Origin of the sequence: Candidatus Pristimantibacillus lignocellulolyticus, from assembly GCA_023639215.1 — a bacterium.
GTDB classification, from domain to species: domain Bacteria; phylum Bacillota; class Bacilli; order Paenibacillales; family Paenibacillaceae; genus Pristimantibacillus; species Pristimantibacillus lignocellulolyticus.
This window is the reverse complement of sequence record CP097899.1, coordinates 2,355,153-2,373,343: the sequence shown is the minus strand read 5'-3', so window position 1 is coordinate 2,373,343 and position 18,191 is coordinate 2,355,153. Positions and strand designations below refer to the sequence as shown.

The following is an 18,191-nucleotide window of genomic DNA, read 5'->3' as shown; positions in this document are numbered from 1 at the left end:
GGTACACATACTTAAAAAAGAAGACAAGCTCTCTCATTAGAGAAAACTTGTCAAAATATATGTTGTAACAACTGATATAGGTAGTTGCTTAGCTCATTTAAGTATTAATAATGAGGTCTCTGGTTCAGCCCCAACTCTTCCTCTGATGTCAGACCATCCTGTAATGCTAGCTGTCGTAATGATAGGTAGAGTTCAGCCTTCGTGGCATTGATATAGGGCAATACAAATAGGACGCCGACGAATAATGCTAACAAACCTAGAAGAATCCAGCCAAGGAAGCTTAGATCGAGCACAAATATACGAAATTTATGTCCCCGTGTCATTTTATTGCTTAGATCGACTGCTCTTCTATACCCAATGTTCGGGTTGTCAGCCAAAATAAATGGCACTTGACTGTATGCGTAGGATTTAATAATACCAGGAATGATGAGAAGCAAGGTCCATAAGAAATTCAGAAGACCTCTCCAAGTCATAGCTTTCACAATATCCAAATATCTGTTCTTGTTAAATCCATACCCTAAATGATTTAGATTCACTTCATGTTCTGCAGCCTGCTTAAAGTATCGCATCGAACCGACCTCAAGGGGAAAACCAAGGAAAATACGAAACGCAAGTGCAAACAAAAAGATAACAATAAAAATAAATATAAATAAAACTAAGAAGGGTGCTAGCATCCCCCAATCCACATCCGTGTATGAAGAACGGGATGTTCCAAAGTTAAAGCTTGGGGAACTACTGCCTCCACCGACAAATGCAAGAATGATACTTACTAGAAATGCCTGCCAGTACGATGTCCGTAACACATCTTTGGCTCTTTGTTTCAGCTCTTTTCGATCCCACATAGTAATCCCTCACTCCATTATCATTTTCTATTTCAATTAATTTCCAAAATTATAATTCTGATCTAGCATAGCACAGAAATAATCCCTCTACCATTGTATATACAGTTTTTTAGTTGACCTCTCTTTGGATTATAGTTAACTCAGTAGCTTACACGGTTAACGTGTAGTTCATTATATGCGTGTTATGGATCCTTTAGTTATCATCGTTTTATTCATCAAATATTAATGATTGTTTACAATTGAGGGAGAACGAATTAATGTTTAAACTTATTTCTTACTATTGTTTGTTGTTAGACGATTTTGGAAAAATTAATAATACCTTATTTAGGAGAACTGACATGTATAAATTATCAAAAAAGCAAGCTCAAACCATCGTGGATAGAATGATGAAGGACATTCCTTACAATATTAATATTATGAATCATACCGGGATTATTATCGGCAGTGGCAATCCAAAAAGAATTGGTTCAGTCCACCACGGTGCCGTAAAGGCAATCAAACAGGGTCATACCGTCGAAATAAATGAAGATGAAGAGTTTGCAAAAAAGGGTATTAACGTCCCCATTGATTTGAATGGTGAGATTGTTGGAGTAGTTGGAATTAGTGGGGAGGTAGCTGAAACTAAGCCCTTCGGTAACCTTTTAAAATCTGCCGTTATTTTATTAATTAACCAAAGCATTGCTTTAGAAAAGGAAACCTCAAAAAATAGTCTAAAACAGGAATTTTTTCATCTTATGATCAACGTCGACACCCACTATACGAACGAATTTATTCAACGTGCTTTGCAATACGAAATTGAGCTCAACAAACCGTCACAAGTACTCTATGTAGAATCATTCACTAAAATTTCTGAGCAAATAACTAACTATATTTCAACTTTTAAAATATCAACATATTCGTTATGTGTCGTCATTCAGGATGATAATCAACTGAATAATATCATACAAGCAATTAGAATGAAAAATTCAAAAGCTTTTCTATCCGTTAGTAAATGGAATGAAACCATAGCCGAAGGTTTCTTACAAGCCAAATCAGCCATTCGTATTTTAAGAGGGCTTAATATGGAAGAACGACTCATCTACTACTCCAACTGTGAGCTTATCGCAGATATGTTGACATCACTTAAGAATAACAATCAGATTGATCTTGCTTCGCAATTATTAAAACTTGATGAGGAAATGATACATACACTTCAGATCTATTTAAGCTGTAACTTAAACTTGAATGAGACGGCTAGTCAACTTATGATTCATCGCAATACTTTGAGTTACCGCTTAAATAAAATTCATTCCATTACAGGTAAAGATCCAAAAAAACTATTAGATCGCATCGAGCTAATTTTCATGCTCATTTATCGCATATAATAAAAAGGATGTCCCTTATTCAAGGAACATCCTCTATTCTTATGTTAACAATCGAGCAACACTCTCTGCTGTACGTGTCACATTCTCCTTACCACTCGCTAATAAGGTTTCTAGTTCCGCTGCACCTGGAACGATTCCAAATATAGCATCAAATCCATGTTCATATAAACTGTCTACATCCTTACCTATATGACCAGCTAGAGCAATGACCTTGATCTGCTCATTCACACGTTTCGCGACCTGAGCTACACCATATGGTGTTTTACCAAATTTAGTTTGAAAATCTATACCACCTTCACCTGTAAAGCAGTAGTCTACATTTTTCATTTGTTCTTCCAGTTTGGTGTATTCTATAACGATTTCTACCCCTCTCTTCATTCGAGAGTTTGTAAAGGCCATTAATCCTGCACCCAGTCCACCTGCACCTCCTGCACCTGGTACATCTGCGATTTCGATACCAAGTTGTTGCTTTACAATTTGGCTAAAGTGTTGTAAATTGGCATCCAATATTTCGACCATTTCAGGTGTTGCGCCTTTTTGCGGTCCAAATACTACAGAAGCTCCACGTTCACCACATAAAGGGTTTGTTACGTCCGATGCAATAATAATATTTACTTCTTTAAGTTGTGGAATAACGTTCGTCGTATCGATTACATCTAACTGGCCCAAATATCCACCACCAAGCTGAAGCTCATTTCCTTGCTTATCTAAAAATTTATAGCCAAGTGCTTTAGCCATTCCTGAACCAGCATCGTTCGTTGCACTACCACCAATGCCAAGGATAATATCTGTAATACCCTTTTCAATACATTCCTTAATCAATTCTCCTGTCCCTAATGTTGTCGTAATCAATGGATTTTTCGTTTCCTTCGTAACATGATGTATTCCACTAGCTGATGCCATTTCAATGACAGCAGTTTTTCCGTCTCCCAAAATACCATAATGAGCTTGTACAGTAACACCAAGTGGACCTGTAACTTCCTTCTGAATCAATACTCCACCTGTTGCATCAATTAAAGACTGAACCGTACCTTCTCCACCATCAGCCATCGGTACATGAATAAATGTTGCATCAGGTATAGCTTTTCTAATACCTATCTCCATTGCATCACATACTTCTTTAGCTGTCATACTTTCTTTAAAGGAGTCTGGTGCCAACATGAATAATTTCCCCATAAATCAATTACCTCCGCTTCTATAACATAAATCCAAATAAAATGATCGCGACTATTGTCATCGTTAAACCGACTAAACTCTCATAAAGTACAACTTTCATACGATCTTTCATACTCATGCCCATCGCATTACGTGTAACGTGAAAGTACGTACCATGTGGCAGGTGATCAATTACTGTAGCACCTGTATGAGTCATAACAGCAGCTGACAATGGCGTTACACCTGTATTCAAGATCGCACTTGAGAATGAACCTGTTGCAAGAATAACACCTGTTGATGTAGATGCTGTTGCTGCTGCCATTAACATCCCTGCAATTGGAGCAAGGAATGTACCAGAAATACCTGATGTTTCTACAAGATTAACTACCGCAGTAGGTAAGGTGGATGCTGTGATCAGACCACCAATTGCACCCGCACCTATAATAATAAGAATCGTTGGTGTCATACGATTTAATCCAGCTGAACAATAATTCATAATCTGTTTTGACTTTCCTAGTGCTACAGAACCTAAAATTCCGGCAAATGGTAATATAAATAAGGAATCAATTTTAATCGCTTCAAGAAAATCTATACCAAGGATTGCACCAACTGGACTAACCATTAGTAGAACAATCGCAATGACTGGAGCTATTAACGCTTTAGATAATGTAGGCAAATGATCAACACTATTTTTTTCTAATTCTTTTGATTCTTCATCTGTTATCTTTGTTCCCTTGTATTTTAAAGCGGATGCTAATAATACGGCTACCAGTAATCCGAAAATCGCAGGCACGATACCACCTAGCATCACCTGATTAACATCTAAATCAAATCCACCTGCTGCTGCAATGGTATTAGGATTGGGCGATATAATGTTACCCGCTTTACCGCCACCAGATAGTGCAACTAAAATTGCAATTTTAGAATAACCCATTTTATGCCCTACAGTAAGTGCAATAGGTGCAACAATTAGAACGGCTACTGGGATGAAAACACCTACTGCTGTAATAACCATTGTTGCTAAAGCAAGTGATAACATTGCCTTTGTACCACCAAGTTTATCTACAATAACTTTGGCGATCGTCTCTGCTGCTCCTGATTCCATCATAACACCAGCAAAAACTCCTGCAGCTATAATACGAATAACTGTTCCTTGAACACTTTGTGTACCTGAAATAAGAATGCTAAGTACCTCTGAGAAATCTGCTCCACCTATAAATCCCCCAATAATTGCTCCTAAAATTAGTGCATATGTGGGTGCAAGTCTAAGTAGAATTAAAGCGATTGCAAGAGCTAAACCAGCTAATGCACCAATCCAGCTAATATCCATTGCTGCTGTCATATGATGTCCTCCCCTAGATGTTAGAATGCGTTTTCATTAATTACTTTTTTTCGTTAATTAACTTTATGAATACGTTTTCAGTATAGATCCGAACTGTCATAGTAACAATTGATAAACCAACGAATATTTCTGTGCATGTGCACAATAAGAATGTAGATCAATTCGCGTGATTCCGGCTTATTAGCTGTATCCTAAAAGAAATTAATGATAATTATATGTTAACCAACTCTACTAAAAAGTTTAGTTTTTGATATTGAAAAAAATCCTTTGGGATCGAACCCAAAGGATTAAATATGAATTGGCTTGAGTATGTTTTAGCCTGTTTTAGCCTTTAACAGCGCCGGCGGCGATCCCCTTAACGATATGCTTTTGCATAATAATAAAGAAGATAAATATCGGCACCAATGTGATAACCGTAAGTGTCATGAACATCGGCCAATTTACGGTAAATTCGCTTTTGGCTCTATATATTTGCAGAACAAGTGTCGATTTAGAGGATGAATTCAAGAACAGCATAGGTGCTAAAAAGTCGTTCCATATCCACATCGTTTGAAAAATAATACTCGTAATCGTAATGGGCTTAAGCAGTGGAAAGATGATTCGCCAGAAGATGCCCCATACGCTGCAACCATCAATGACGGCCGCTTCGGGTAGCTCCCGCGGAATCGACTTCATATATCCCATCATTAGGAAGAAGACGAATACAGATCCGCTCATATAAAGAATAATTAAACCGTATATTTTGTCGATCAGGCGCAAATCACTCATCAGTTGGAATAAAGGAATGAGTGTCGTTTGGAAAGGAATCATAAATCCGGCAAGCAAATAAAGCATAGCAAACCTTGTTAGTCGATTTGCATTGAAAACTATCGGGTATGCCGCCATCGCACCAATTAAAACAATCAATACCACAGAAAAGGTGGTGATTGTAAGACTATTCCAAAAGCTGCGTATGATCGATGTTTCCTGAAAAACCTGAACATAGTTTGTGAAAATCCACTTCGAAGGGAGAGCCATAGGACTTTTTGCAGCATCTTGCATCGTTTTAAATGTGTTGACAATGATCATATAAAATGGGAAAAACGCAATCAATCCGGCAGGGAGCATCAATACGTCTATAATCCATAACCGTTTTTCAGAAGTTTTTGTCATTGTAAGCCCTGCTCCCTTCGTTGCATTACTGTAACTTGGAAGATCGCTATCGCCAATACAATTACGAAAAAGACGATAGACATTGCCGATGCTAGACCGTACTGTGTTTCAGAAATTCCCCTTTGTACAATTACCTGAGTTATCGAGTAAGTTTCATAGCCTGGCCCGCCCTTTGTCAATGCAAATGGAATCTCAAAAACTTTGAGACCGCCGGTAAGCAGCAACATAACACTGACCGTCATCGCAGGTGCGAGCAGCGGAATAGTTATAAATCTGATTTGCTGTAAACGGTTCGCCCCATCTATAGAGGCTGCTTCGTAGTAATCTTTCGGAATGGATTGCAGAAACGCCAAATACAACACTGCGTGCCACCCTGTTATCGCCCATGTTGCCACGACGATCGTAGAAAGTTTCGCTAGTAACGGGTCGGCCAGCCAAGGCTGAGGGCCGATATTAAACAACTCTCTAAGGACGGTGTTCAATATACCTGAACTAATCGGTGCAAGGATAAATCCCCAAATATAGGCAAGCAGCAAGCCGCTTGGAATCGAAGGGAAGAAAAAAATAGCCCGATGGATATTTCTCGTTAAAAACTTTTGATCCAATATCATAGCAAGCGGGATTGCTAATAAAGTAACAAGTAAAGCTTTACCAAATGTAAAAAATAACGTATAGGAAATGGCGGATGTAATGGCATCATCAACAAAGATCCGCACATAATTTTTCAAGCCAACAAAATCATATGCCTTCGTATATCCGTCAAAATTAGTAAAGCTTAAGAAAAACGATTTGATCAGCGGATAGATCGTAAACAATGAGTATATAGCTAGAATCGGAAGCAAAAACAAAAGATACTGTAGTTGACGAACATATTTGGCCATAATTTGCCTCCTTTAAAACTTTGATTGCTTATGTCGGTAGTAGATAAATTTGAATCAGAAGCACCTATATAATATGGACTAGAGTGTATAGGGTTGAATAGAGGGAGTAGGTTTCCCTTTACCCTCTACTTCACCTAACTCCGATTATTATTTATTATCCATTTCCTTCAGTTTATTATCCAGTGAAGCCGTAGCTTGCTCAGGTGTTATTTTGTTAACTGCTATATCTTGAAATGATACAAGGAATTGGACGCGTAACGCTTCTTGATGCCTGTTCCATGATACCATTGGCAAATAAATTTTCCCTGTCATAAGTCCATCTCTATAGGCAGGTTCATATGCCGGATGTACTACGCTTTCATAGCCGTGAACCGTAATTATGCCGCCTGTACCTTCCTCGAATTGCTTCAGGCCTTCTTGGGTTGTCATATACTCAAGAAACAGAAGAGCTTCTTCCTTGTTTTTCGTTTTACTGTTGACAGCAAAACCTACACCAGGAGCACCGTTGTAATAGTTGTTTCCAGGTTCTTTACCCGGAATCGACATGATCTCAAATTCAAGATCCGGGTTTATTTCTTCAACTGGACCTATGTTCCAAGGTCCGCCCGGGAACATAGCGACTTTACCAAGGGCGAACTCGTTCATAAGTTGGTCACTTGTCATTCCGATCATGTCTGGCGTCAATATTTCATTATCGATAAGCCCTTCCTTCCACATCGTTAACACTTCAGTCCAGCCTTCAGCGAATGTTGCTTCGCCCTTAAACAGCTTCTCGTCAAATGTTGGGTCTTTCGAAAGTACGTTGCTTCCAAACAAGGCCGAATGAATAATAGTAATATCCGTCATTTTGTCATAAAGCGGAATGACGCCAATTTCTTTTAGCTTCAAGCTAGCCTCAATGAACTCATCCCATGTTTGAGGCAATTGAGTGATGCCGGCTTCTTGGAACAATTGTTTGTTATAAAACAGGCCACCTGCCCATCCGCTTTGGGAAAAGGCATACGTTCTCCCATCTTTGCTGACCATCGATTTGTTGCTGTCCAGCATAACGGACATGAATGGCTCGTCAGTTAAATCGAGTGCATAACCGCCATCCATAATCTCGTTGCGGTTTTCTGCGGCGATCATGAAAATATCAGGCGCCGTATCAGATAACAACATTGTCTGCAACTTAGCTATGTAATCTGTTACCGGTGGAACAAATTGAAAATCGAATGTTATATGCGGATATTTCGCTTTAAATCCGTCAATAAGAGGTTTCATTTCTTTTTCATTGTTCCAGGCAAGAATACTTAGCTTTACTGGTTTAGGTTCGCTTTCTCCCTTTGCAGCATTGTTGGTCGAACCTTCATTGCTCGTGTTACCTGTATTGCTGTTCTTGTTGTTACTACCGCATGCAGCGAGCACAACTGACAAACATAGGACAGTGATTAATAGCAACAGAGACGTTTTCTTCATAATTGACTACCCCCATGTAATCTTATTTTGTAATAAGCACTTGTTGTAAGCACTTACATATTGAGTGTAATATGAGCTCCCTTTAATTTGAATTCATATTGTTGCATCATTTGTTGCCAAATGTTGCACTTGTAGCATATTCAGTTAATTTGGACGAATGGATGAAGCGCGGAACTCTTTAGGTGTAACACCAAAATGCTTCTTGAAAGCGCGGCTAAAGTGGCTCTCATCCAAAAAACCAGTATGTTCTGAGATGTGATTGTTCTTCCAATTCGTTGCAACAAGCAGTTCTGCGGCTTTATTCATCCGCACTTGAGTCACATAAGCCCAATAGTTCACTCCGAATTCCTGTTTGAACGCACGGCTTAATTGATACTTGTCTATTTCAAAGAGATCTGCTACTGATTGCAAAGATAAATCCTCTTGATATCCGCTTTCTACATACGGTTTAATCCGCCACACGGCATCCTGAAGCTTAGAAATATTTTCTGAAGCAGGTGATCTTATTGCTCGTGTGCTCTCGGCAATTAGCTGCGGCAGAGACGCAGCATCTTGGGCAATGGAACTGATTCCCACAGATAATGTGTATGCTGGTGTTGAAGCCTCTACTTTTTCCATTACAGATATACGAAACTTCCGTAATTGACTGTTAGTTAGATCATTTCCCCCACCAACTAGCACCACTTGCTCCTTAGGTTTTTTATAACACATAACAGAGTGGATTCTAATGGCCGCATGCTCTTGCAGCAAACAGGAATAATCATTTTCCGATGGTACACTGTCTTCGAATGTCATAATAGCAAAACGATGGATAGAGAGAGATTCTAGACCATCTTGGAATTTTATTAACGAATCTACTTCGATCTGTCCAGAGTATATCGTTCGATCAAGTTCGCTGCGTATCGATTGCTGAGCATCCGATATGGATTGTTGAATCAGCTCGCGCAAAGCGTCCCTAAGCAATTCGGCATCGACTGGTTTTAACAGGTACTGGGAAACTTGAAGCCGAATTGCTTCCTTGGCATAATTGAATTGATCGTACGCACTTAAAATGATTGTACGTGGAATTTTTTCAAAATGTTGAATCCGCTTCAACGATTCGATCCCATCAAGCAACGGCATATGAATATCCATGATCAACAGGTCGGGACGGAAGGTTTCGATCATCTTGGTTGCTTCTTCTCCGTTATATGCATGTTGCACCTCAGAAAACCCCAGTTCCCCCCAATCCATTACTTTATCTAAATATCTATGCAAAGATAATTGATCGTCCACAATAAGTAACTTCATACTCGCTCCCTCCCGAAGATGTTATGTTATGGGCAACACGATATATACCGTTGTAAATATCCCTTGCCTGCTTCTAATCTTCAGACCGTAATCAGGTCCAAATTTTAATCGGATACGCTGATTGACGTTGAATAGACCTATGCTCTCGCCCCTAAAGTCTTGTTGTTTCAGTTGTCTGGCCAATTGACGGCTTCTGCTCTTCGATATGCCTTTACCATTGTCTTGGATAACGATCATCATTCCCTTCTTGACTTTCATAACCCTAATCGTCATTTTTGCCGACTGTGGGTTCTCGCCAAATCCGTGAAAGATGACGTTTTCAACAAGTGGTTGCAGGATCAGCTTGATCGTTCTGTTTTTAAGAATCGCCTCGTCTTGAATAAGAAACTCGATGTCAATTCGATCGTCATATTTTTTGTTCACAATATATAGGTAATCCCTGACGTTCTGAATTTCCTGTTCGAGTTCCACCATCTCTTCTGATTGCTTCATGGAATATCTTAATAGACTGCTCAATGACAACACTAGGTGGTTGGAGTCCTCAGTGCTGCCACATACAATTTCGGTTTGCAACAACTGCAACGTGTTGAATAGAAAGTGTGGATTAATCTGGGACTGCAGCGTTTTGAGTTCTACTTCTTTCAATGCAATATCGGATTGATAATTTTGCTTGACCAACGATTCGATCCGGATGACCAGTTCTCTAAATTTATCACTTATCAAATTCAGTTCGCGATACTTATATTTATTCTTAATAATATAAATACTGTCTTCCCCAATTTTGTCCAACGTTGAGAGAAGTCGTCCAAATGGGCGGGATATTCGGGCCGTAATTAAGATGGATATTAGAATATTGAGAAATAAAAAAAGACAAATGAATCCGATCAAATTTGATTTCAGTGAGTCTGCTTGTCCTTTAATGACCGACATTGGAATAGTCGAGATCATTCTCCAACCTTTAACAGAAGTAGCGTGGAAAATGACAAGCGTCTCCCTACCATCGAGCAAGGTAACGAAACTTCCCGAATCACGTTCATAAATATGCTCAACACCTGTAAAGTGAAGTCTTGTGCCAATTGCAGCACCATCTTTATGGGCGATAATGATCTGCTGATTATCGATCATAAAAATACTTTCATTGTTTTGATAGGAGCTTAATTCAAACATTCCGTTGATTTTGGCTAAATCCACATTCGCGATGACAACCCCGATAGTTTTAAGTGTGTAATCTTTAACTGGAAGGGCGATTGATAACGTCGGCATGTTATATTTTGAAATATTATTTTCTAAGTAGTAGTCCTGCTTATGGAGACCAAGTGAGATAAAACCTTTATTTGGAGTATCTGAAATGGCTTGCTTAAACCAAGTCTGTTCGGTGAATGGATAATCCCAACGAAGTGATTTTCTGCCATCAAGATTATTCACATATCCGTTTTTACCCAATATCAATACATCACTTACTATGGATTGCAATGACGTTACGCCAAATGCTACGTCAGCGATATTCCTCTCTTGCTGAATGCGCCCACCGATATCCATTTCTCTTCCTGGACTCATCAAGCTTCTAACTGAGTAATGGCCTGCAAGTAGAACGAGTGGGCGAGTCGCTTCTTCCAAATTAAAGCTAAGCCCGCGCGCTGCTTGTTCCATTACTTTATAACTGGATTGAGTGACTTCTTTGGTTAGACTTGTAGTTGAATCGCGAACAGATAATAGCCCAAGAAGTAATAAGAGCAGCATGTTTAAGACCATATAGGAAAACATGATCGTGCGAATGATGGTTTTCCCCGTTAGGAAACGAATTAAAAATCTGATTGTGTTGTTCATCATTCTTCCCCTCTTTCATGTCTAATCTTGATACTACCATTTGTTGGTCGTCGCCATCTTAACATTGATCAAATCTTAGTTTAACCTCTAAATGTTTTATAATATAAAACATAGTTCTTATAATATCGTACAAATCAGCTTGTTTCTTCTCATTTCAAGAATGATTGATGTAATCGTAGTCTTTTATGTAATTAAAGCGCTTTCAATGACGAATACAATAATTTTTACCGATTTATCCAATACTTGAATTAATGATCGGCATATCCTTCTCGTGCTCCCTTCCCACTACACTGATTATACTATAATCCGCTTTCTATAATATTAATAAATAATAGCAAAGACAATATAAGGTGTCTACTATCTTTTTAAATATACAAAAGAGCGACAACACTTGAACCCCCATGTAATCTATGAAAAAGATAAAAGCCTTTAGCAGATCAGCTAAAGGCTTTTATCTTATATGCTATAACCCCATTTATTACCATTACTTATTTATCCGTATACAAAACTTCTTCTCACTCTCATTATAGAAAATTCCACTTTTCAGCAGCCAGATATATAGACCGTCGCTCCATAATCGATTGTGCTGATAAGCGCACACGAAGCGGTTGGGAAAAAAATTTGTTTTCCTCCAACTGCTTTTGTACCTCTGCTATGGTTCAAGACGGTACTCAAGAGGAATACGGCGGGAGACTTTCGTTTCAATTGCAGCCCTGATTACTGCATTGCGTACTTTGTCAACAACGCTTTCGTTGAATATACTTGGGATAATGTACTGCTCACTCCGTTCATCGTCTGTTACAACTGAGGCGATAGCAACAGCAGCGGCTAATTTCATTTCTTCATTAATAGTTGTTGCTCTACAATCAAGGGCACCGCGAAATATGCCGGGAAAACAAAGCACATTGTTAATCTGATTCGGATAATCGCTGCGCCCTGTTGCAATCACGCGCACTAGTGGTTCGGCAATGTCTGGCTCAATCTCTGGCTCTGGATTGGCCATGGCAAATACGATCGCTTCGGCAGCCATTTTTTCTATATGTTCTACTGTTAAAACACCAGCCTGAGAAACGCCGATAAATACATCAGCATTGTCCATCGCTTCCAACAAACCACCCGCCACGTAATGTAATTGTGGCTGCTTGGATAACCACCGCCACATTGGATTGTCATAGGTTTCTTGCGGATTTAGTGCACCATGCCGATCTACTGCGACTAGATGCTGTACACCTGCTGCCAACAGCATTTTGCAGCAAGCAGCGCCAGCAGCGCCAATTCCATTCACAACAATTTTAATATTTTCTATTGATTTACCTACTACTTTTAGAGCATTAATTAAGCCTGCTAGTACTACAACGGCTGTTCCGTGCTGATCATCGTGAAATACTGGAATATCTAGCTCTGCAGACAATCTCTTTTCTATTTCGAAACAGCGCGGCGAGCTTATGTCTTCCAAATTAATCCCACCAAAAATGGGAGCTAATTGCTTAATCGCTGTAATCAATTGCTCAGTATCCTGTGTATCTAAGCAGATAGGAAATGCATCAACATCCGCTAGCTGTTTAAACAGCATCGCCTTACCTTCCATAACAGGAATCGCTGCAAGCGGACCAATATTACCAAGCCCAAGTACAGCAGTACCATCCGTCACAACGGCAACAGTATTACGTTTAATTGTTAATGAGAAGGCTTTCTCAGGATTTTCTTCTATCGCTTTACACACTCTTGCAACACCGGGCGTATATACTTTTGATAGATCACTTCTATTTTTAATACGTGTTTTTGGCTCCACACTGATTTTTCCACCTAGATGAGCAAGAAAAATACTGTCAGACACATTAATTAATCGAACATGGGGTAAGCTTTTAACCGAATCAAGTACATGCTGAAAAGAACTATCAGATACATTGACCGTAATGTCTCGAGTCGTCATATGCTTACCTGATGAAATTACATCTATTGCAACAACATCTCCACTTGCTTGGCTAATCGCATTAACAATTTCTCCAAACGTCACTGCATTTTTATCCATTTCTAGTCGTAAAATGACCGTCGTACTTACAGACATGGAATTTCTCCTTCATAAATTTATTTTCGTACTACTGTGTCCGCTGCCAGGCTTCTTGTCGGATGAACACGGTTACGGTGAAAATTATAACCTTTGAATCTGATAAAGTAGTCTTAGGCAATATCCAGACTGTAACTATGTATAGCCTGTCTGTAACAAGACTAACCCTGCTAAATGTCATTGTTATAGACAGGCTATTGGGTGAACCATTCAATATCAGTTGACTTTAGACGTTGAGGCAATATGGTCTATTATTCTCAATATCAAGGTAACAGCTTCGGCTCTGGTCGAGTAACCGCTTGGAGCAAATTTATTCTTGCCCCTTCCCTTGACTATGCCCATATCCGTAGCTGTTGCAATGGCTGAGTAAGCCCACTCTGGAACTTGTTCTGCATCATCATAGGTGAGTGTCGGACTCGAATTATTCAACTTGTCGTACCCTAATACACGCACGAGCATGACAGTCATCTCAGAGCGGTTAATCCAATGGGAAGGTCTGAACGTGGCGTCATCATACCCTTTCACCAATCCAGCAGCAACTGCTTGCGATATATGGGATTTTGCAAACTGTGGAATTTGTTCATCATCTTCAAATGTCTGTGCTTGGTCAGTTGGAGAAGACAAAGCCAGCGCTCTTGAAAGCATTGTGGTGAATTCAGCCCGAGTAACCTCCTTGTTTGGAGCGAATGTGCCATCTGGATATCCTTTAATCCACCCCATTGCCGTCGCCCTTACAATGTTCTCATCTGCCCAATGGCCTTTCGTATCAAGATAGTTACCCGAAATGGCGACCTTCAACGATTGACCAAGTTCATATGTTGCACTGCTACCACCGTCGTCAACCAGCTTGACGCGCTTTAATTGAATGGAAGCATCGCCTTGACTTATAGCTTCGAATCGCAATGAGGCAAAGTGTACATCGCCGCTTTCGCCCGCAGCATTGCCAACCCTAGTATGCGCGAATATAATATTCCCATCCTCAACAATCGATGGGACCGTAAAGCCTTCCCAAGTAGTAGATGCTTGACGGAATTTTAATACATTAGAGTCGTAGGATAGTCGAAGTTCATATCCAAAAATGTTCTTCACGTTATGGCCTTCAACATTGACTACCACTTCATCGCCAATTTTTGCATTGCTGATAGAGCTGCTTAATGAAAAAGAGGGATTTACCTCAGCGTTCGCTATGATCGGCAGCATCGTAAATAGCAGAAGCATAGACAACAAAAGCTTGGACAGCAGCAACCCCAATTTTTGAATCTTCAATTGAATCGTCTCCCTTGTTCTTAGAATGGTTAGTAGAGGAACAGATCCAAGGGTATCGACCGCATAAAGCTTAGACGATACCCTTGGGCTGTATTAGAAATTATTTATTCAGAATGAGACGAGCCAATTGAACAAGGTCTTCAATATCGATTGTGCCATCTTTATTCAAGTCGTACTGCTTCACTAGATTCCAATCTGGACTACTAGAAGATTTACCATAGGCTTTAGCAAGTAGAGCCAAGTCACCAACGCTTACTCTATCGTCATCATTGACGTCACCTGGTACTACAGGTTTGCGAATCTCAACTGAATGCGTATTTCCATCTATGTTCCCTTCTACTCCTTCACCATCGGCAAGCAAAAGTTGCGTCACCTCAATATTTGCTATTCCTGCTGTAGCCTTGGCTTTGAAGCTAAGTTTAATGAAATCCTGATTTGGATTATTTGCGCTTTCATTCAAATGAATACCGAGTATCCGAATAATTCCTTCTTGCTTATCCGTTTCTACAATAACAAACTTCTCAGTATCCACAGACACTGGCTCACCTATAAGCTCCAGCTTATCAGCATCGTACTCAATCGTAATGTCTTGTGCATACACTTCTTGTTTCAAGCTTTCAAGACCGTAGGTCACATCGAATGTATCACCAAACTGCACTAAAGCTGGACCTGACAAAGTTGCTGAGCTAGTAGTCGAGTTTCTATTCTGATCGAACATCCAATCAAAAATGTTCTTATCTGCGTACTCTTCTTGGCTTGGGCCATACCTGAAGCTGGCGTTTGATTGACCAAGAAGGTTGCTATACACTTGGGCTTCAGTTTCGTGCGGTGTCCAGTCAAAGCCGTAGTACGGGAAATTAAAAGCTTGGTTGGTTTCCAGAACATTCACGTTAGCTTCTAAATATAAACCGCTTGCGCCAGCGCCTGTTGTGAAATACGAAGTCCATGAATTACCAGCGCCGTCATTTTTATGTGTATGCGCCCATATCGAAGTTTTTGTAAGTTCTGGGTTCGCTGTAAGCTGTGCCACGCTTGGCAAGGTGCCCCCTGCAAGCGGAACGATTGCTGCGAGGAACTCAGGATTGCGTTCATAGAAACCAATTGTGTACATGCTGCCCATCGAGAAGCCTGACATGTAGATTCTGCTCAGATCTACTTTGCCCTCAGCAGCAAGTCCCTCCACGTATGCCATAAGAGCCTCGTTGTTAGCCTGATTGTTAGTGTGGTTCTGTGTAGCTATGATATGAGCGTTGTACTTTCCAGGGTTATCCAGTTGGAGCTTAGAAAGCACTGCTGCACCGTTCGCGGTTTGCATTGGGGCGAAGTAGTCCCCCGAAGGGCCGCCGCGGCCACCGCCATGATTGTAGATGAACAACGGGAGAGGACCGTTGTCTTCCCATGATTCATCGATTGAAATTAGGATGTCCATGTTGTTTGTTTCGCCTGGGTTCGTTTTGTCGGAGACAAACTTGTCGAGTGCTGGGTTTACTACCGCTGCTTGAGTGAATCTCGGAGTTATGGTGGAGCCGTCTGTCAACCTGATCTCACGATCCACATTGACGCGGTAATTAAGGAGCGTTGAGAATGCGTTTTGCAAGTTTCCTGAAACCATTGCGCCAGATGTATAACCATTGGCATTCCAAAACTCAAATTCAACGATGATGTAGCGTCCGCTCAGAGGCATATCAGTTACGAGGTTGTCAGTTCCTGGTGCAGGCGATATGTAGCCAAGCGGCTCAGGATCATTGTTTACATATACTCTGGTGATTTTGCGCAAGCCGTCAAATATCATGGTCGAGCCATCAAGCCTGGTGTTCACTGCGGCCGCCTTGAACATGTCGGCACTCAGATCGGCAAGGTTTGCCGCGTTGTCATCGCCAAGATCGATGATGACGGCTGTAGTGACGTTGCCGACAGAGAATATGTCGTTATACACTGTGAATGGTAAATCCGCTGCGTTTGTAACAGGCTTGAATGTCACGTGGATCTTTGTGTCGCTTGATGTTACGTTCTCTATTGTGTATGTGTTGTCTGTTACAGCCACTTCTACGCCGTTAACCATAACCTTGTTAACTTCAAACCCGAACGCTGGTTGTAACGTGAAGGTCACATCATCGCCATCATTTACCCAAACATGGCCTGCCAGGGAGGATGGGCTTATACTGCCGTTCTCGCCAGATGACGCCATGACGTAGTGCTGAGTGCCGACAGTCACGTTTGGTTCATATAGTCGCAATGACGGTGACTCCTGCATCTGCTGAAGCAGTTGAGCCGCGCTCGTCGTGTTCGCTGCCTTGCTCTTCGCAATAAAGCCGTCCACCGTACTCGTCAGGGCAAAGTTCCACTGGTTGTTCCCGCCCCAAATGTACATTGACACTGTGCCTTCCGCTTCATCCAAAACATGCAGCAACATGCTCTGCTGGTTGCCATTGATGGCTGCACCGACCGTGTTGAGGGGTGCATGCTGCGCGTTGAAGCTTGATTCTCTTCTCAGTGGTTCCGTGCCTCCGCCTGCGCCAGGAGCGTTATTCAATACATAGTAGCCATTGCCTTCACCAAGTCCGCCAGATGCCGCCGCATTGTTTGCGCCAAGGCCAAACTGCCAGATCATGTCATCCGTCACTTCGGAAGTAACGAAACCGTCTTCAATCGTCACGGGCTTAGATGCCATGCCAATATTAGTGTCGCCAGTTACGTCGCCAGGTGTGTTGATTATCGCTTGAGCGTTAACAAGTGCGCCGTGTTCGGACACGATGAGATAGCTTTTTCCAATCTTGACTTCAGTAGGGTCAACCTGCCTCCACGTATCGTTTGGTTCTGGCGCTGCCGCCGCCTTGGTCTCAGGTAAGTTGAATACCATTAGACCTGTTACCATAATAAAGCAAGCCATGAGAGCCACAACTGATCTTATTTTGCGCATTACCTACAACTCCTCTCTTACACCTTGAATTTTTTCCACTCCTTACAGTTTGACAACATGACTATCGCCTACAAAATGAAAACGAACCTAATCACCCCCCCAGCATAATAATAGATATGACTTGGCTTAAGTGTGTTCTAGCCTTTGACAGCGCCAGAGGCGACTATATGCTACAAAGTATGTCTAGAATCCATAACTGTTTTTCAGAGGTTTTTGTCATTGTAAGCACTACTCTCTTCGTTGCATTACTGTAACTTGGAAGATCGCTATCGCTAATACAATTAGAAATAAGACGATGGACATTGCCTATGCTAAGCAATGTCAAAAATAACGTGTAGGAAATGGATGTAATTGCATCACCAACAAATATCGCACAAAATTTTTAAAGCCAACAATATCATATGCCTTCGTATATCCGTCAAAATTAAAACTAACAAAAACAATTTGATCAGCGGATAGATTGATTTTTAGAAATAAGCACTTGATGTATGCGCTTACAAATAGAGTTTAATATGAGCTCGCTTTATTTTGAATTCATATTGTTGCAACATTTGTTGCCAAATGTTGCACTTGCAATACATTCGGTTAATAAAAAAACACCTATAGTCTGAACACTTTTTTCAAGT

Annotated in this window: 12 protein-coding genes; 1 reads left to right on the top strand and 11 read right to left on the bottom strand. The window is 40.7% G+C overall.

Going from position 1 to position 18,191, the window contains the following annotated elements:
- Positions 1–104 precede the first annotated feature (104 nt).
- Positions 105–842, bottom strand: a complete 738-nt coding sequence (locus tag NAG76_10070; protein URN96536.1) for a DUF975 family protein — start codon at positions 840–842, stop codon at positions 105–107.
- A 338-nt stretch (positions 843–1,180) separates the two neighbouring features.
- Between NAG76_10070 and NAG76_10065 the strand changes: the two genes are divergently transcribed.
- The gene (locus NAG76_10065; GenBank protein URN96535.1) at positions 1,181–2,206 is read left to right on the top strand and encodes a helix-turn-helix domain-containing protein; all 1,026 of its coding nucleotides are present in this window, start codon (positions 1,181–1,183) and stop codon (positions 2,204–2,206) included.
- A 39-nt stretch (positions 2,207–2,245) separates the two neighbouring features.
- Here NAG76_10065 and NAG76_10060 read toward each other — a convergent pair whose 3' ends face one another.
- The 10 genes from NAG76_10060 to NAG76_10015 all read right to left on the bottom strand — a co-directional run bounded on the left by NAG76_10060 (position 2,246) and on the right by NAG76_10015 (position 17,565).
- Positions 2,246–3,382, bottom strand: a complete 1,137-nt coding sequence (locus NAG76_10060; protein ID URN96534.1) for a glycerate kinase — start codon at positions 3,380–3,382, stop codon at positions 2,246–2,248.
- 19 nt (positions 3,383–3,401) lie between these two features.
- Positions 3,402–4,703, bottom strand: a complete 1,302-nt coding sequence (locus tag NAG76_10055) for a TRAP transporter large permease subunit (GenBank protein URN96533.1) — start codon at positions 4,701–4,703, stop codon at positions 3,402–3,404.
- A gap of 324 nt (positions 4,704–5,027) precedes the next feature.
- Positions 5,028–5,855 carry a carbohydrate ABC transporter permease gene (locus tag NAG76_10050; GenBank protein URN96532.1) on the bottom strand — a complete coding sequence of 276 codons (828 nt, stop codon included), beginning with the start codon at positions 5,853–5,855 and terminating at the stop codon, positions 5,028–5,030.
- Complete coding sequence (locus NAG76_10045; protein URN96531.1) at positions 5,852–6,736, bottom strand: sugar ABC transporter permease; 885 nt, start codon at positions 6,734–6,736, stop codon at positions 5,852–5,854. Before NAG76_10045 ends, NAG76_10050 begins: the two co-directional genes overlap by 4 nt.
- A 147-nt stretch (positions 6,737–6,883) precedes the next feature.
- A complete protein-coding gene (locus tag NAG76_10040; protein ID URN96530.1) occupies positions 6,884–8,194 on the bottom strand; it encodes an extracellular solute-binding protein in 1,311 nt (436 codons plus the stop codon).
- Positions 8,195–8,338: 144 nt separating this feature from the next.
- Complete coding sequence (locus tag NAG76_10035; protein URN96529.1) at positions 8,339–9,484, bottom strand: response regulator; 1,146 nt, start codon at positions 9,482–9,484, stop codon at positions 8,339–8,341.
- A 21-nt stretch (positions 9,485–9,505) separates the two neighbouring features.
- Entirely contained in the window at positions 9,506–11,311 is a 1,806-nt protein-coding gene (locus NAG76_10030) for a histidine kinase (protein ID URN96528.1), read from the bottom strand.
- A 652-nt stretch (positions 11,312–11,963) separates the two neighbouring features.
- Complete coding sequence (locus NAG76_10025; GenBank protein ID URN96527.1) at positions 11,964–13,379, bottom strand: NAD-dependent malic enzyme; 1,416 nt, start codon at positions 13,377–13,379, stop codon at positions 11,964–11,966.
- Between the two features lie 216 nt (positions 13,380–13,595).
- Complete coding sequence (locus tag NAG76_10020) at positions 13,596–14,645, bottom strand: S-layer homology domain-containing protein (GenBank protein URN96526.1); 1,050 nt, start codon at positions 14,643–14,645, stop codon at positions 13,596–13,598.
- Positions 14,646–14,745: 100 nt separating this feature from the next.
- Positions 14,746–17,565 (bottom strand): cohesin domain-containing protein, encoded by a 2,820-nt coding sequence (locus tag NAG76_10015; protein ID URN96525.1) that lies wholly within the window; start codon positions 17,563–17,565, stop codon positions 14,746–14,748.
- Between the last annotated feature and the right edge of the window lie 626 nt (positions 17,566–18,191).

Bases quoted from the DNA above. Each gene is read 5' to 3' on its own strand.
- NAG76_10060 (URN96534.1), bottom strand. From the start codon at position 3,382: ATGGGGAAATTATTCATGTTGGCACCAGACTCCTTTAAAGAAAGTATG.
- NAG76_10050 (URN96532.1), bottom strand. From the start codon at position 5,855: ATGACAAAAACTTCTGAAAAACGGTTATGGATTATAGACGTATTGATG.
- NAG76_10040 (URN96530.1), bottom strand. From the start codon at position 8,194: ATGAAGAAAACGTCTCTGTTGCTATTAATCACTGTCCTATGTTTGTCA.
- NAG76_10035 (URN96529.1), bottom strand. From the start codon at position 9,484: ATGAAGTTACTTATTGTGGACGATCAATTATCTTTGCATAGATATTTA.
- NAG76_10045 (URN96531.1), bottom strand. From the start codon at position 6,736: ATGGCCAAATATGTTCGTCAACTACAGTATCTTTTGTTTTTGCTTCCG.
- NAG76_10030 (URN96528.1), bottom strand. From the start codon at position 11,311: ATGAACAACACAATCAGATTTTTAATTCGTTTCCTAACGGGGAAAACC.
- NAG76_10070 (URN96536.1), bottom strand. From the start codon at position 842: ATGTGGGATCGAAAAGAGCTGAAACAAAGAGCCAAAGATGTGTTACGG.
- NAG76_10065 (URN96535.1), top strand. From the start codon at position 1,181: ATGTATAAATTATCAAAAAAGCAAGCTCAAACCATCGTGGATAGAATG.
- NAG76_10025 (URN96527.1), bottom strand. From the start codon at position 13,379: ATGTCTGTAAGTACGACGGTCATTTTACGACTAGAAATGGATAAAAAT.
- NAG76_10055 (URN96533.1), bottom strand. From the start codon at position 4,703: ATGACAGCAGCAATGGATATTAGCTGGATTGGTGCATTAGCTGGTTTA.
- NAG76_10015 (URN96525.1), bottom strand. From the start codon at position 17,565: ATGCGCAAAATAAGATCAGTTGTGGCTCTCATGGCTTGCTTTATTATG.